This window comes from Pseudomonas sp. MS01C9 (genome assembly GCF_058202755.1).
Window position 1 is genome coordinate 4,953,482 of the sequence record NZ_CM177073.1, and the last position, 16,457, is coordinate 4,969,938.

The following is a 16,457-nucleotide window of genomic DNA, read 5'->3' on the forward strand; positions in this document are numbered from 1 at the left end:
TCAGGGTTTGCGCTGCATGAGCTTGTTCCATTGGGCTTTCTGGCCGTTGCTCCGGGACGCTGGCGGCTCGAATAACTGGCAGGGCGGCGGGTTTGACGGGCACATCGCTGCCACCCGGGCCCAGGTCTGGGCCGGGTCTGGCCTGGCGATGCGGAAGTTGGTGTAGTTCTGGCTGACGATGGGCGCATCGGCGACCTTGGCGTCACCGGAGAAATAGAATGATTGCGGATGCCGATAGGGCGGCTGCCCGGTCATTTTCCTGTAGAAGGCGTAACCGAAAAGGATGGGGCCCTGGGGAGAGTCAACGTCCACGGCGTAGGCCTGGACGCTGCCATCGAGGTGCTTGCTGCGCTCGGCGCTGTAGGGCAAGTGCTTGATGAAGTCTTGCCGGGGCGGATGGTTCATCGGTGAAAACATGCAGCAGGCCGGCATGTCGCTGGGGCGGTCCTGCGGGTAGGTCAGGAAGTACGCCTTGTTGCCCAGGGACACGAATGAGCAGGTGTAGTTGTTGTTCTTGATCGGGAAGATCGGCAGGCAGTATTTCTCGTAGTGCTCCATCATCGCACCGAAGCCGTCGCCATCGGCCGGAATGTACGTCGTGTCGTAATAGCTGGTGCCTCGCGATACGGTGTAGTCCGCCGGGGCAAGGGTGCTGGGCGGATCGCTATAGGGCGGCGGGTTCTTCTCGTAGTTGTGCATCACCCGGTACATGGTCCAGTCGCTGATCCAGAACGCGGGGAAGAATGGATCGGAAGGATCGCCCGGCGCGCGCCTGGCGATGCAGTTGCCGTTCTGTTCGTTGCAGCCCTCGTTGTTGTGGACCCCCATGGTGAAGTACACGGCGCTGCTGTCCTGTTGGGCAAAAAGCCCCGGACTGAACAACAGGATCAGTAACAACAGTCGGCTCAAGAGGCTGGCTTTCATATCGACACTCCTGTGAAGTGCCGGGTGGCGGGTTCGCCACCCGGTGATCCTCGGTGAACTCGTCAGAGGCCGTTGTAGTCACTCATGCTGAGTTTCCTGGGGGGGTAATTGAGTTTCACCAGACGCTTGGCCCACAGCTCCAATATGGCGCGACGGCTCTGGGACATGTCCCGGGTGATGGGCATCGCAAGGGTGCTGTGGTCCTGGTAATCCTTGCTGATCAGCAGGATCAGTTGGTCAACGGCGCCTTCCACGCGCGTCCGGGAATTGAGCGGCATGAACTTGTTCATGATGGGGTACAGGTAATAGAAGGTTTGCAGGATCTTGGGATAGATGAACGTGTTCCACAGTTGTTCCGGGGCATCCGTGTCCTCGTAGATGGCGTTCCAGGTGTCGACGAATTCCTGTTGCAACGGCATGTCCACGGGCAGCACCCGTATTGGCGCGAGGAAATCGACGAAGGCCTGGGTGAGTGGAAAGCTGAAGGGAATGACCGGTTTTTTGCCATTCTCCTGCACGAAGAAGCGCAAGGTAGGGAAACCCGGCGCCACAGCCCGGCAGCCTACCTGGGCGATGCCTTGGGCGTTGGTGGTGATAATGGCGTAGGAATAACTGACGCTGGCCTTATTGTCCTGCAGTGTACCGGTGCCAGTTTGGGGGTTTTCAAAGACCAGGCAGGGGCGCAGGTCGACGGCTATCGGTGTACCGGAAACCTTGAGAAAGTTCTGATAAGCAACCGGATTGCCTACGGGTTGAGACACGTCCTGCAGGTCGGTCAGCCCGCGACCGCTACCGGTGCTGCGATAGAGTGCGACCGGGGGCACGTCGGTGAACTGCGGCAGACAGGCGGTGTTCTGGGTGCGGTCCGGCGGGTTGTCGTAGAACAGCGTGAAGTCGACCGCGTTACTGAACGCCAGGTAATAGTTGCTGGTGGTCACCATGTAGGGATTGCCGTACTCCGCCACATACAACGTGGTGTTGGCAGCCGGCTGGCCGTTTTTCTGCACCATGATGCTCAGCGTCTTGCGGTCACCGACGTCGATGAAGCCGCCGCTCTCGATCACTTCGGCGGTCCATGTCTGCTGGGTGGCGGCGACGGTCTGGGGAGCGCTGTACAGGCCCAACTGACGCAGAATCAGCGGACCGGATTCCAATATGCCCTTGGTATAGTCATCGAGGGGAATATCGAGGATACCCGAGCGCTGGTTGAAGGCAGCCTGCTGGTATTGCGCGAAGCTCAAGATGACCGCCGGCTTGAATTTTCCATCCTTTTCGGCGCCCAGGTGGTAGGTACCGGCATTGAATTTTTCCGGGACGGGGATATCAGCCGTGTCATCCACGGGATAGCTCGGAAAGGTATTGCCCAGGTCAAGTGACAGGGTGTAGTCGTTAATCTGTGCCGAAATCACCCCCAACTTGACTTTTTTGGTCTCCTGGGAATGTGCTTTGCTCATCGACACCTCCTGATCGGGCACCAGGCGCAGCCCGGCAGGGGCGGTGGGGTATTCGTTGGCGAACCACAGCCCCAGGACTGCCGAGGTGCGGCTGTAGGCGGGGTTGAAGAAAATCTCGTTGACGTTTTTCAAGCCTTTGTTGTAAAGGTCACGCACTTTCGCCATGACGTTCGGGTCGTTGGAGCGGGTGTTCACGCTCTGCGGGTAATCATTGAATATGCCGTTCCTGTCGTAGCAGGTCAGGTAGACGCAAAAGCGGAACATCAGGCCCTGTGCCCCTTGCTGCTCCATCTGCTGCTGGAGGTTGGCCAGCAGGGACGATTTGCCGATTACCCATTCCAGGTTCTCCTTGGGGAAGCAGGTCTGCCAGGTGGTGCTGACGTTCACCAGGCCACCCAGGGCTCCCCAACCGAAGTTCAGGAAACGGTCCATCATCCGGTACTTGCGGTTGAGGGTCAGGCCGCAGGACGTACCCCCCAGCACCAGTTTGTCGAAATACAATGCGGTGAACGTGTTCTGCCATGGACTGATATCCACGAAGCGCGCCGCAGTGGGGGTGGAGCTGCCCAGGGGGCTGCCGAGCAACTGGTAGGGCGCGCCCACCAGCGGATCATGGTCGATGTAAGTATTGGGCTGCAGTTCGCCGCCGATGACGGTCGACGTTGTTTTCCCGTAGTTCACCAGGCCGCAACCGTTATCGCCGAACAGATCCCATTCGGCCGGCATGTACGGGTCATGGTTCAGATCGACATTGCCTGGTACCTGCTGCACATAGGTCGGCATGTGAGCCATGTACTGCGTGGAGACGGTCCATGGCATCAGTCTGTCGGGGGCGTTGTGCTGGTCAATGCCGAAGTGCTTCACGAACGGCCAATTGATGTCCATCTTCACCGCGTCATACAGCGGGAACTTGTCGTTGTTATTGGCCGTTGGCGGGTTCCAGAACATCTCGCCGTTGAGGTAGATGCGGGGGAAATTCAGTACGCTCATGTCGTGCTCTCCTTAGCGTTGCCACTGGGCGCGTTTGAGCGACCAGACAAAATCCAGTTTGTTGTAGCCGGTGAAGTCCTTCTCCGACAGCGGCGTGGTGGGGTAGGTGAGCCCGCCCTGGGTCGGGATGGCGAAATTGAAATAACCGCTGTTCTTCGAGTAGGCGGCGGTGTCGTGGCAGGCCAGGCAGGACGATGTGTCCTGGAACGCCGATTCCAATTGCGAGTTCGCCAGGACCTGGGTAATGCGTTGGTATTCCACCCCGATCAGCTCGTACTTCGAGAGTCCTGGTTGACTGGCCTGGAATTGTGTATTGACCGGTATCGCAGCCGATGTCGGCCCGGTTTGGTTTTTCATCGGCGCCGATGGCTGGCCCTTGGTCACGGTGTACTTGGAGTTGTTGACGTTTTCGAAGGTGGTCCAGACCCAGCTGGAGGTCAGCTTGTTGACCACGTGCAAGCCGCTCAACGCCGCATAGCCGACCCTGTAGCCGGTGCCCACCGGGTAATAGGCCTGGGCGACATAGTAGCCGTCGCTTTCCAGCCTCTTCTTGTAGGCCATGTCCGCACCGATCCACAGCCAGGCGGCTTTCAACTCCCAGGCTGTAGCCGGAAAGTTCAGGCTGCTCGACAGGGCATCCTGACCGTTCATGTTGTAGACATTGTTCTTGACGATGTAGTTGTAGGTGTCCTGGCCCATCAGCAGTTGAAAACGCACGACGTGACCTTTTTGTGTGTCAGGCACGGCGGCACCATCCATTTCCAGACTCAGGCCGTCGACCTGCTGGGTGGCATTGAGGTTGTGCAGCACTCGGTTCGAGTTCAGACCCAGGGCGTTGGCTTGCCTGATCACCTCGTCCGGCAGCCGCATGCGACTGTCGTACGAACCGGGGTTGGCGCCGTTGGCCAGATAGACCTGGTCGGAGGGCTTGAACGACTCCCATTGACGGTTGTAACCCCGGGCGTCGGATTGGTTCAGGCAGACGAACCAGTTCCAGGCCATGGCCTCGGGGCTTTGTTTGAACGCTTTACGCGTCGCGTCAACGTCTGTCCCGTAGGTGAGGAAGTCGCTGCAATTAAAGCTGTCGTTGTCCTGTGCCTGGGCCAAACCGGCCAGGGCACTGAGAACGGTTATGGAAATGGCTCGCCGCATGGAAGCTCCTTGGCATTGGCCGTGTCGGTAGGAGAGCGCCCCAGGAAGTGTTCCAGGAGCAGTTGCTTCACCGCCGTGGCCGCAAGGTGCTGGGGTAACGGCAGATCACAATTGGTGATGAGCAGCGGGCCGGTTTCCTCGCTGGTGGGCAGCCGGCCATGGCTGCCGCGAATCAGCCCGGTGTCCAGCGGAATCAGGTCCATGTAGTAGCGAAGTCCGAGTTTTTTCTGCAACAGGCGGCGCGCCACCTTCAGCCTGGGAAAACGAATGGTGGGGTCGATGAACAGCTCCAGCGGGTCGTAGCCGGGCTTGCGATGGATGTCCACGGTGCGGGCGAAATCCGGTGCCTTGCGGTCGTCGAGCCAGTAGTAGTAATCGAACCAGTAGCCCGCCGAGGCGACAGCGACCAGCTCTCCGCTGCGCGGGTGATGCAGATGCCAGGTCCGTTGCTCGTCCTTATCGAGCACCTGCTCGATGCCCGCTTGCCGCTGCAGCAATGCCTTGACCCGTGGTATGTCCCGGGGCTGCTTGACGTAGATGTGCGCGACCTGGTGATCGGCCACGGCAAAGGCCGCGCTGGCGCCCGGGTCGAGCAGTTCCCAGCTCAGGGACTGGCGCACCTGCAACAGGCCCTGCGAGCGCAACAGGCGGTTGATGGACACCGACTGGTGGACGGCTTCGATCCCGTATTCGGAGAGCAGCATCACCGCCGCGCCTTGTGCCTGGGCAAACGCCAGCAGGCGACCCACTTCGTGGTCGATGGCGCGGACTTCATCGACGATGGACGGATCGTCGGGGCCGAGGCGTTGCAGGCTGTAGTCCAGGTGCGGCAGGTAGATCAATTGCAGGTCGGGCCGGTTGATCCCGAATTCGGCGATGGCGCAATCGACGATCCAGCGGCTCGAGGCGATGCCGGCCGCCGGCCCCCAGAAACTTTGGAACGGAAACTGGCCGATCTGCTGTTCGATCCGCTCATGCAGGCTCGCCGGCGAGGAGTACAGGCCGAACAGTTTGCGGCCGTCGGCGGGGTAGTGCGGACGGGGGGTGATGGCGGCGTCCACCTGCGCGTACATGTTGTACCACCAGAACAACTGGCTGCAGCGAAACCCGGGCAACTGGCGCTGCAGCGTCTGCCAGATTTTCTCGCCCTGGACCAGGGTGTTGGGTTGCAGCCAGAACCGCACTTCGGCCTGGTCGCGAAAATACCAGCCGTTACCGACGATGCCGTGCTCCGACGGTGCCTGCCCGGTCAGGATCGAGGCCTGCACCGTAGAGGTGACGGCCGGGAAGACCGGTTGCAGGTAGGCCATCCTGGCCTTCTGCAACAGGGCATTGATGTGCGGCGTCGCCGCGCCGAGCAGCGCCGGCGTCAGCCCTACCACATTGATCAGCAGCAGCGGTTGACGAGGGCGCTCAGCGTGCATTGGCGTACACCTCCCGGGCCTGGGAATGCAGCAACTGCCGGTGGCGCAATTGCTCTTCGACCCAATGCAGTTCCCTGGCGATGCCCTGGAGCTGGGCCTGGGCGGTGGTGGGTCGCAGTTGGGCAGGCAGCACGCCCCAACTGTAGGTCTCCACCTCGAGGACCGGACGAAAATCCCCATGGTCGGCAAGGTAGTCGAAGGTTCGCGACAGGGCGTTCTGGCTGCCGCTGAGCTCCGGCAACAGCAAGTGTTCGCTGAACAGCGGGATGTGGAAATGGATCCTCAGTTCGGCATGTTGCTGCTGCCGAGGGTCTGCGCAATCGCCGAGGGCAATGGGCAGGTCGGCCCAGGCTCTTAGACGCGCTTGCTCATCCTGGGCCTTCACCTGGTGCAGATAGGTGGTTTCGGCGAAGCCCCCCAAGGCGTCGAGCACCTGTTTGCGCCGATCGAGGGCCTGGGGCAGGCGACAGATCAAGGCATTGGACAGCTGGATCTTGCCGACGGGCACCCGGGCCTGACGCAACCGGCCCAGAGACTGGTAGCAGTCCTCGAAGACCACGGCCTGGTGGCACACGTCGAAACACAGCGCCAGATGGTCGTGGTGGGGGTCCCTGGCCTGCAGCCGATGGAAGAAGGCGATGGCCTGCCCGGTGTTTTCCAGCACACAGTCCGGCTCCATCTCCAGGCAGAACACGATCTTCTTGCCCGTCTCCAGGTGGAGCCTGGCGAGGGAAGCCGTGAGCTGGCGCAGCTGATGCTCGGCACGCTGCTGCAAATTCCCGTTCCAGTGGGCGGCGTAGCCCAGGGGCACGGTGGAGATGACACCTTGGGAACAGTCAGGTGGCAGCGCCTGGGCGAGGATCCGTGCCAGATTCACGCTGTATTCCAGTCGCCGCGGATCGGCCCAGTGGGGCTGGTAGACCTCGGCTTTCACTGCGCCCTGATGAAACTGGCCGTAGGGAAAGCCGTTGAGGGAGGTCAGGCGCAACCCGTTGTGTCGCAGCAGGTGGAGGAAGTCCCGGCGCGCCGACGCCTGCTGCAGTTCTCGCGCGGCGAGGGCGCTGATCCACAGGCCGCTGTCCTGTTCGTCGAGCCCGCGCAGCCTGCGAACGCCCTGGAAATGCTCCGCGATGGACGCACGCAGGCTGGCCAGGTCCGGTGTGGGGTGCACGTTGCTGCAATAACCGATCTGCGCGGCATGCCAACCGGTCTCGATCTTCATTTGACCACCGGTTCCTGGCCCCGCAGGGTCGAGTTGTCCTGCCATTGCTTGCGCTGGTCGATGGGCAGCGGGGTACCGACCAGGGTCTTGTCCAGTTGCCCGCTCTGGGCAAAGAAATCCACCGGGTTATGGAACAGCACCTGTTCCACCTGGGCCTCGCTGAAGCCGGCCGCGAGCATCGCCTCGCCGGTCTTGGGCACCTTGAGCGGGTCGCTGATGCCCCAGTCGGCGGCGCTGTTGACCACCATCTTTTCCGTGCCGTACTGCTGGAGCAACGCGACCATGCGCTGCTCCGACATCTTGGTGTTGGGGTAGATGGAATGGCCGCGCCAGCAGTCCGTGTCCAGCACCAGGGGCAAGGTCAGCTCGTTGAGGTGGTCGATGATCACCAGGTGTTCGGCGATGCCGATCTCGCGAATCACCGCCAGGGTGCGCTTGGTGCCGCCGATCTTGTCCCGGTGGGGGGTATGGACCAGCACCGGCAGGTTGAACTGCTTGGCCAGTTCCAACTGGGCGGCCAGGAAACGGTCTTCTTCGGGGGTAATGTCGTCATAGCCGATCTCGCCCACCGCCACCACGCCGTCCTTTACCAGGTAGCGTGGCAGGATCTCCAGCACCTCATTGGCCACCGAGAGGTCGTTGGCCTCCTTGGGGTTCAGGCCGATGGTGCAGAAGTGGTGGATGCCGAACATGCTGGCGCGAAAGCGTTCCCACCCCAACAGCGTGTCGAAATAGTCGATGAAGCTGCCGACGCTGGTCCTGGCCTGGCCTTGCCAGAACGCGGGCTCGATGACGCCGGTTATGCCGGCAGCCGCCATGTTCTGATAGTCGTCCGTGGTGCGGCTGACCATATGGATATGCGGGTCGAAATATTTAGGCATGATGCATCCTCATCAATAGAGCAGGGGATCGTTGAACGGAGGTTCGCTAGGGGCCGGTCAGGTGTTCACGCCATTGCGGCGGCAAGCGTTGCTGTCGGGCCAGGCCTTCCAGGCGCTGGCGCTGCGCCGGGCTGAGCAAGTCGAAGGCAATCGCCAGGGGCAGGCCGGCCGATACCGTACGCCCGGCCGCGAGCTGTTCGGCCAGCAAATCGAGGGCCAGTTGATTGAGGGCGACACTCTGGCGTTGCTTCAGGCCAAGCAGGCGACGTACATCGAGCCCCATGCCCAGTGCCTTGAGTACCAGTTGATGGAAGGCCCGGTCGTCGTAGTGGCGCGAAGGATAGAGGGTGTCCAGGGCAAGGGCGGCGAACACCTGGCTGTTGCTGGTACGCCCGGCTTGCAGCGCAAGCTCTACGCACACCCCCTGGCTGTCGAGCCAGTCGAGGGCCTTGAGCAGGGCGATCTTTTCCTGATCGTCGCCCCACAGGAACAACTGGCGCAGCAAGGGCAACTGGCCGGTGGCGGGTTGCCGCTCCAGGACCTCGGCCAGCAACAGCGCCCGCGCCAGTTGCACATGGCTCCAGCCGGTACCGTGGGTCCATATGTCTTCCTTGAGGCCTCGCTTGCACTGGCTGCTCAACAGAGCCGCGCTCGTGGCATCCGGGCGTTGCGCAAGCTGTTCCAGTGCCTGGTGCCACCACTGCAGGCCGGCCTCGTCGAGGTGCTGGAGCAAGGTCTGGCGCTGTTGCTCCAGACTGTCCCGGCGCATTTCAAGAGCCGTCGATGAAGGCCCGGCAATGTCCTTGTTCATGTCGGTTTGATCCAGCGCTGGAAGTGGGGAAGCAGCAAAAACACCAGGACACATGACAGGCTGCCCAGTGGCTGGTCGGCCACCGCCAGTACCAGGGCATCGAACAGTGGCAAGGCCGCCAGCCCGGCGCCGATGAACGTGCGGACCCGCCGTTGCCGAGGGTCGGCCAGATGACGTCGGTAATGCCAGCCCAGCCAGCCAAGCCAGAGCAGCAGCACGGGCCAGAACCAGGGATTATCGTTGTGGATCGCCAGGGTCAGCGGGCTCAGCATCAGGATCAGCGGCAGGCGGCTGAGCAACTGGTTGCGGTGTTCCTGGCGGGCCAGGTAAGTCAGGCCGCTGATATACACCCCCAGCAACACGGCGCAGAGCCAGATGGGCTCCGGCGGCACCGCCAGGCTGGCGGCCGCCGTGAGGTAGAGTGCCGAGCGACAGGCCCCCATCAGCCAGACACTGTGGGCGTATTTCTTGTGCAGCAGGTTGTAGCCCAGGATACAGGCCAGCAGCAGGAGGGCGCCGCCCAGCAACCAGTATGGCTGGTCGATCAGCCGGCTCAGGCCCAGCACGGCAACGGCGGCCAGCCCCAGCAACAGGGCGCAGGCGAGCCCGACCTGCTGGCGGCTGACCAGCCCGAGGGTGATGGGGCGCGGGTTGTGGTGTCGCAGGTCCCAGTCGGCGTCCAGCAAGTCATTCAACAACATGCCGGCCAGGTACAGCATCGACAAGGCCGCCAGCAGCAAGACCCACACCGCCCCAGACGGTGGCGCCAGGGCCCCGGCGCTGCTGGCCAGCAGGGCGGCGGCCAGGGTATTGGTCCACACCGTGGGCAGGTTGGAAACCCGGCCCAGGGTCATCCAGGTTTTCAGGTCCGGCGATGCCTGGCTCATCGTACCCAACCCTCGCTCAATGCCGGGACCGGATCGGCGAGACCGGACAGCCGCCGTAGCGCCTGCTCCATCCGCGTGGCGTCGATCTCATGCACATCCAGCGATTCGCCGATGCGGCAGAGCATGGGAATGGACAGCTCGCCGCCCAGGTGCTGACGGAACTCTTCCAGGCCCAGCAACAGCAGCGGGCGGCCTTGGGGATCCTTCAGGCTCAGTTCCGGTGGGTTCAGGCTGAAGCCGAGCCTGAGCAGCAGGCCCACGATACGTTCGGCGTCGGCATCGCTCAGCAGGCCCAGCAAGTTGGCGTAGAGGCCATCCAGGGCGATGCCCACCGCCACCGCTTCGCCATGGCGCAACCGATGCTGGCTGAGATTTTCCAGCTTGTGGGCGGCCCAGTGGCCATAGTCCAAGGGGCGACCGTTACCGCGTTCGAAGGGATCGCCGGCGCTGGTGATGTGGGCCAGGTGCAACTCGGCACAGCGGCGGATGGCGTGCCGGCTGGCCTCGTGATCGAAGTGGGCGAGGGCGTCGGCCTGTTGCTCCATCCATTGGAAAAACGCCGCGTCCTTGATCAGCGCCACCTTGACCGCCTCGGCCAACCCGGCGATCTGGTCGCGCCGGCCCAGGCTGCCCAGCAACTGGAAATCGTTGATCACGGCGGTGGCGGGGTAGAACGCCCCCAGCAGGTTTTTCTGGCCGAAGGCATTGATGCCGTTCTTCACGCCGATCCCGGCGTCGTTCTGGGCGAGGACGGTGCTGGGGACGCGGACCAGGCGAATGCCGCGGTGGAAGGTGGCGCAGGCATACCCAACCGCATCCAGTACTGCCCCGCCTCCCAGTGCCAGCACATGGCAATGCCGATCCAGCCCGTGGTGCAGCATGTTGGTGTAGAGCTGCTGCAACACCTGTGCATCCTTGCTCGACTCACCGGCCGGAACCGCAATGGGCGCTGTCAGCAGGCGCAGGTCCGCGGGATGGCGGACAAAATAGGCATCGATCTGTTCCTGCAGTGCCGGATTGCTGCGCAGCAACTGTTCATCGGCGAACACCAGCACCTTCACCGGCTTGTCTTGACGGGCGCTGAGCTGCTGATGCAAACAGGGATTGGACGGATCGAACAGGTGATCGGTGAACACCACCGGATAGTCGTAGCTGACCTCGAAGCGCCCGTGCAGGGGCTGCTGCGCGTCGCGCTTGCGAAAGGTCTTGAGCAGGCTGTAGCCGGCGATGAACAAGCCGGGCAGGACCATGCTGGCCAGGATTGTCACCAGGAGGGCGTTCTGTTCGACAAGGAACCTACCGATGGCGGCGTAGGCCAGGGCCAGGCCGGCATTGGCCAGCACGACCACCGGTACGAAGGCACGCAGCGGGTAGCGCTGCATGCCCGCTGCCACCACCGAGGTTTCCGCCAGCACCGGCACACCCCGCAGGCAGACCAGCGACAGCGTGCCCAACCGGTACCCCAGTTGTCCCGGCTGGCGCTGGTGCAGGCCCAGTCGCCCGGACAACAGCCGGAAATAGCCGGCTCCCAAGGCATACCCCAAGCCGGCCCCCAGGCACAGGCCGACGAAAATCACCAGGTAGCCGCCAAGGCTGCCCAGGCTTGCCACGGCCAGCAGCGCCACCAGGCTCGAAGGCACCGGCAGCACCACGTCCAGGGCCAGCAGGGCGATCAGCAACAGGGCCAGGTTGAGCTTTTGCGAGGAGGTCGAGGGCAGGTACAACTGCAGGTGGGTCAGGAATGCCTGGATCTGTTGTTCGAACAACAGGAAGCTGGCAATCACCAGGCCACAGAAGCAGAACAAGGATAGCCAGAACGGCTTGGCGGGTCCTTTTTTCGAGAGCGCACGATACCACCGGCTGTGCTTCATCAAGCATCCCTCTTGTGTGTTTTGACTCATTCCGTGTCAATGTTTAAAAGCGTCGTCGGCTGGTTCTCGGGTCGATAGGCAGTCTCGTTTTCGGTGGGACCCGCTGCGGCGGGTTGCGCTTGGGAAGACAATTCTGAATCTAGTCGGCCATTGTCGTTTTGCAAGGCCATTTGATGGCAATGTGATCTTTGATTGACGCGATGATGGCCATCGCACGCCGCACGCCGCACGCCGCACGCGCTGGCGCAGCGGGTCGCCAGAACGAAAAACGCCGCTTGCCCTTTGCAGGACGAGCGGCGTTTTTCATGCGCGCTGAAGATTACTCTTCGATGTTGCCCATGGCGGTGGTGTTGAAGCCGCCGTCCACGTACATGATTTCACCGCTGATGCCCGACGCCAGGTCCGAGCACAGGAAGGCGCCGGCGTTGCCGACTTCTTCGATGGTGACGTTGCGACGCAGCGGGGTCTGCGCTTCGTTGGCGGCCAGCATCTTGCGGAAGTTCTTGATGCCGGAAGCGGCGAGGGTGCGGATCGGGCCGGCCGAAACGGCGTTGACGCGGGTGCCTTCCGGGCCCAGGGAACCGGCCAGGTAACGCACGCCGGCTTCCAGGGAAGCCTTGGCCATGCCCATGACGTTGTAGTTCGGCATGGTGCGCTCGGCGCCCAGGTAGGACAGGGTCAGCAGGCTGCCGTTGCGGCCTTTCATCATTTCGCGGCCGGCCTTGGCCAGGGCGACGAAGCTGTAGGCACTGATGTCGTGGGCAATGCGGAAACCTTCGCGGGTGGTGGCTTCGGTGAAGTCGCCGTCCAGCTGGTCGCCTGGGGCGAAGCCCACGGAGTGCACGATGCAGTCCAGGCCGTCCCACTTCTTGCTCAGCTCCTCGAAGACCTTGGCGATTTCTTCATCGCTGGCCACGTCGCATGGGAAGCACAGCTCAGGGCTCGAACCCCAGCCTTGCGCGAACTCTTCGACACGACCCTTGAGTTTGTCGTTCTGATAAGTGAAGGCAAGCTCAGCGCCCTCGCGATGCATGGCGGCGGCGATGCCGGATGCGATGGACAGCTTGCTGGCGACACCGACGATCAGTACGCGCTTACCGGCGAGAAAACCCATGTGTTGCTCCTCTTTCAGGTTATTCGGCAGTTGTCGGGGCCAGGAAGGCGGCCTCCATCAACTGCTGTGTATAGGGGTGTTGCGGCGCAGCGAATAGGCTGCGGGCATCACCTTGTTCGACCACTTGGCCATGCTTGACCACCATCAGTTGGTGGCTCAGCGCTTTGACGACAGCCAGATCATGGCTGATAAACAGATACGTCAGGTTGTACTTGCTTTGCAGCGACCGCAACAGCTCCACCACCTGGCGTTGCACGGTGCGGTCCAGGGCCGACGTCGGCTCGTCCAGCAGAATCAACGCCGGCTTGAGCACCAAGGCCCGGGCAATGGCGATACGCTGCCGCTGCCCTCCGGAAAATTCATGGGGGTAGCGGTTCCGGGTTTCCGGGTCCAGGCCTACCTCCTCCAGTGCGGCGATTATCGCCTGTTCCTGCTCGGCTTCGGTACCGATCTTGTGGATCCGCAGGCCTTCGCCGACGATCTGGCCCACACACATGCGCGGGCTCAGGCTGCCGAACGGGTCCTGGAAGACCACTTGCATCTCCCGTCGCAGCGGCCGGACCTGTTGTTGGGACAGGCTGTCGAGCTGCTTGCCCTCGAACCGGATCCCGCCCTGGCTGGCGATCAACCGCAGGATCGCCAGCCCCAGGGTGGATTTGCCCGAACCGCTTTCGCCCACGATGCCCAGGGTCTGGCCCTGGGGCAGGCTGAAGCGGATCCCGTCCACGGCCTTGATGTAGTCCACGGTCCGCTTGAACAAGCCTTTCTTGACCGGGAACCAGACCTTGAGGTCCTCGACCTGCAGCAACGGCGGACCGGCGACGTTGGCCGCCGGGTTGCCGCTGGGCTCTGCGGCCAGCAGTTCCCGAGTGTACGGATGCTGCGGTGCGCGGAACAATTCTTCGCACGATGCCTGTTCGACGATGCAACCGCGCTGCATGACACATACGCGATGCGCAATTCTTCGCACCAGGTTCAAATCGTGGCTGATCAGCAGCAGCGACATGCCCAATCGTGCCTGCAATTGCTTGAGCAGGTCGAGGATCTTGAGCTGGACAGTGACGTCCAGGGCGGTAGTCGGTTCGTCGGCGATCAGCAGTTCCGGCTCGTTGGCCAGGGCCATGGCGATCATCACCCGCTGGCGCTGGCCGCCGGACAGCTCGTGAGGCAGGGCCTTGAGGCGCTTGTGGGGTTCGGGAATCCCCACCAGCTCCAGTAGCTCGAGGGTCCGGCGGGTCGCCACCTTGCCGGTCAGGCCCTTGTGGATGCCGAGCACTTCGTTGATCTGCTTGCCGATGGAGTGCAACGGGTTGAGGGACGTCATCGGTTCCTGGAAGATCATCGCGATCCGGTTGCCACGGATATGACGGATGGTCTTCTCTTTCAGGCTCAACAGATCCTGCCCGGCGTACTGGATGGTCCCGGTGGGGTGATGGGCCAGCGGGTAGGGCAGCAACCGCAGGATCGAATGGGCGGTGACCGACTTGCCCGAGCCGCTTTCACCTACCAGGGCCAGGGTCTCACCGCGCTTGATGTCGAAGCTGACGCCTTCGACCACCCGTTGATGGTGGTGGCCGGCGATGAATTCCACCGCCAGGTCGCGCACTTCGATCAGGTTGTCCTGGTTCATATCACTTCCTCGGATCGAAGGCATCGCGAGCGGACTCGCCGATGAACACCAGCAGGCTCAGCATGATCGCCAGCACGGCGAACGCACTGATGCCCAGCCAGGGGGCCTGGAGGTTGGATTTGCCCTGGGCCACCAGTTCGCCCAGGGAGGGTGCGCCCGCCGGCAGGCCGAAACCGAGGAAGTCCAGGGCGGTGAGGGTGCCGATGGCGCCGGTGAGGATGAACGGCATGAACGTCATGGTCGAGACCATGGCATTGGGCAGGATATGGCGGAACATGATCGCACCGTTCTGCATGCCCAGGGCCCGGGCGGCACGCACGTATTCCAGGTTGCGGCCACGCAGGAACTCGGCGCGCACGACATCCACCAGGCTCATCCAGGAAAACAGCAGCATGATCCCCAGCAACCACCAGAAATTGGGCTGGACGAAGCTGGCCAGGATGATCAGCAGGTAAAGCACCGGCAGGCCGGACCAGATCTCCAGGAAGCGCTGGCCGGCCAGGTCGACCCAGCCGCCGTAGAATCCCTGCAGGGCGCCGGCGATCACGCCGATGATCGAACTGAGCAGGGTCAGGGTCAGGGCGAACAGCACCGAGATCCGGAAACCGTAGATCACTCGGGCCAGCACGTCGCGGCCCTGGTCGTCGGTGCCCAGCCAGTTGACCGACGAAGGAGGGGCAGGAGCCGGGACCTTCAGGTCGTAGTTGATGCTCTGGTAGCTGAACGGAATCGGTGCCCACAGCACCCAGGCGTCCTTGGCCGCCAGCAGCTCGCGGATGTAGGGACTCTTGTAGTTGGCCTCCAGCGGGAACTCGCCGCCGAAGGTGGTTTCCGGGTAGCGCTTGAGGGCCGGGAAGTACCAGCCACCGTCGTAATGCACCACCAGCGGCTTGTCGTTGGCGATCAGCTCGGCGCCCAGGCTCAGGACGAACAGGGCCATGAACAGCCAGAGCGACCACCAGCCACGCTTGTTGGCCTTGAACAGTTCGAAGCGACGGCGATTGAGAGGGGACAGGTTCATCTCAATGCTCCCGGCTTTCGAAGTCGATGCGCGGATCGACAAAGGTGTAGGTCAGGTCGCCGATCAACTTCACCACCAGCCCCAGCAGGGTGAAGATGAACAACGTGCCAAAGACCACCGGATAGTCGCGGTTGATCGCGGCCTCGAAGCTCATCAAGCCGAGGCCGTCGAGGGAAAAGATCACTTCCACCAGCAAGGATCCGGTGAAGAAGATCCCGATGAACGCCGACGGGAAGCCGGCGATCACCAGCAGCATGGCATTGCGGAACACATGACCGTAGAGCACGCGATTGCGCGTCAGGCCCTTGGCCTTGGCAGTGACCACGTACTGCTTGTTGATTTCGTCCAGGAAACTATTCTTGGTCAGCAGGGTCATGGTGGCGAAGTTGCCGATCACCAGGGCGGTCACCGGCAAGGCCAGGTGCCAGAAGTAGTCGAGGATCTTGCCACCCATGCTCAACTGGTCGAAGTTGTTGGATGTCAGCCCCCGCAGCGGGAACCAGTCGAAGTAACTGCCGCCGGCGAACACCACGATCAGCAGGATGGCGAACAGGAACGAGGGGATCGCATAGCCGATGATGATCGCCGAACTGGTCCATACATCGAAGTGGCTGCCGTGTCGCGTGGCCTTGGCGATCCCCAGGGGGATCGAGACCAGGTACATGATCAGCGTGCTCCATAGCCCGAGGGAGATGGAGACCGGCAGTTTCTCCTTGATCAGGTCGATGACCTTGGCGTCGCGAAAGAAGCTGTCGCCGAAGTCCAGGCGCGCGTAGTTCTTGATCATGATCCACAGGCGTTCGGGGGCCGACTTGTCGAAGCCGTACATGCGCTCGATTTCCTTGATCAGCGCCGGGTCCAGCCCCTGGGCGCCACGGTAGCTGGAGCCGGCCACCGACACTTCGGCACCGCCGCCGGCGATGCGGCTGGTGGCGCCCTCGAAACCTTCGAGCTTGGCGATCATCTGCTCCACCGGCCCCCCGGGCGCGGCCTGGATGATGACGAAGTTGATGAGCAGGATGCCGAACAGGGTCGGAATGATCAGCAGCAGCCGCCGCAAGATATAAGCCAGCATC

The 16,457-nt window shown here is 62.4% G+C and carries 13 protein-coding genes; all 13 read right to left on the reverse strand.

Annotated elements, in window-relative coordinates:
- The gene (locus AC1M7R_RS22575) at nt 1–924 is read right to left on the reverse strand and encodes a hypothetical protein (protein ID WP_072394747.1); all 924 of its coding nucleotides are present in this window, start codon (nt 922–924) and stop codon (nt 1–3) included.
- 62 nt (nt 925–986) lie between these two features.
- Entirely contained in the window at nt 987–3,368 is a 2,382-nt protein-coding gene (locus AC1M7R_RS22580) for a hypothetical protein (protein WP_072394749.1), read from the reverse strand.
- A 12-nt stretch (nt 3,369–3,380) separates the two neighbouring features.
- Nucleotides 3,381–4,520, reverse strand: a complete 1,140-nt coding sequence (locus AC1M7R_RS22585; RefSeq protein ID WP_072394751.1) for a hypothetical protein — start codon at nt 4,518–4,520, stop codon at nt 3,381–3,383.
- Nucleotides 4,499–5,944, reverse strand: coding sequence for an alkaline phosphatase family protein (locus tag AC1M7R_RS22590; protein WP_072394753.1), 1,446 nt, complete (start codon nt 5,942–5,944; stop codon nt 4,499–4,501). Before AC1M7R_RS22590 ends, AC1M7R_RS22585 begins: the two co-directional genes overlap by 22 nt.
- A complete protein-coding gene (gene eboE, locus AC1M7R_RS22595) occupies nt 5,934–7,166 on the reverse strand; it encodes a metabolite traffic protein EboE (RefSeq protein WP_072394755.1) in 1,233 nt (410 codons plus the stop codon). Before eboE ends, AC1M7R_RS22590 begins: the two co-directional genes overlap by 11 nt.
- Nucleotides 7,163–8,047, reverse strand: a complete 885-nt coding sequence (locus AC1M7R_RS22600; RefSeq protein ID WP_072394757.1) for a TatD family hydrolase — start codon at nt 8,045–8,047, stop codon at nt 7,163–7,165. Before AC1M7R_RS22600 ends, eboE begins: the two co-directional genes overlap by 4 nt.
- A gap of 46 nt (nt 8,048–8,093) precedes the next feature.
- Nucleotides 8,094–8,858: an EboA domain-containing protein gene (locus AC1M7R_RS22605; RefSeq protein ID WP_072394759.1), complete on the reverse strand. Its 765-nt coding sequence runs from the start codon at nt 8,856–8,858 to the stop codon at nt 8,094–8,096.
- Complete coding sequence (locus AC1M7R_RS22610; RefSeq protein WP_072394763.1) at nt 8,855–9,745, reverse strand: UbiA family prenyltransferase; 891 nt, start codon at nt 9,743–9,745, stop codon at nt 8,855–8,857. Before AC1M7R_RS22610 ends, AC1M7R_RS22605 begins: the two co-directional genes overlap by 4 nt.
- Nucleotides 9,742–11,616 carry a 3-dehydroquinate synthase gene (locus AC1M7R_RS22615; RefSeq protein ID WP_490609931.1) on the reverse strand — a complete coding sequence of 625 codons (1,875 nt, stop codon included), beginning with the start codon at nt 11,614–11,616 and terminating at the stop codon, nt 9,742–9,744. The genes AC1M7R_RS22610 and AC1M7R_RS22615 overlap by 4 nt, the downstream gene beginning before the upstream one ends.
- A 319-nt stretch (nt 11,617–11,935) precedes the next feature.
- Entirely contained in the window at nt 11,936–12,730 is a 795-nt protein-coding gene (gene fabI, locus AC1M7R_RS22620; RefSeq protein ID WP_053153864.1) for an enoyl-ACP reductase FabI, read from the reverse strand.
- Between the two features lie 19 nt (nt 12,731–12,749).
- Entirely contained in the window at nt 12,750–14,360 is a 1,611-nt protein-coding gene (locus tag AC1M7R_RS22625) for an ABC transporter ATP-binding protein (RefSeq protein ID WP_072394767.1), read from the reverse strand.
- A gap of 1 nt (nt 14,361) precedes the next feature.
- Nucleotides 14,362–15,381, reverse strand: coding sequence for an ABC transporter permease (locus tag AC1M7R_RS22630; RefSeq protein ID WP_072394769.1), 1,020 nt, complete (start codon nt 15,379–15,381; stop codon nt 14,362–14,364).
- Nucleotide 15,382: 1 nt separating this feature from the next.
- Nucleotides 15,383–16,456 (reverse strand): microcin C ABC transporter permease YejB, encoded by a 1,074-nt coding sequence (locus AC1M7R_RS22635; RefSeq protein ID WP_072394771.1) that lies wholly within the window; start codon nt 16,454–16,456, stop codon nt 15,383–15,385.
- Between the last annotated feature and the right edge of the window lies 1 nt (nt 16,457).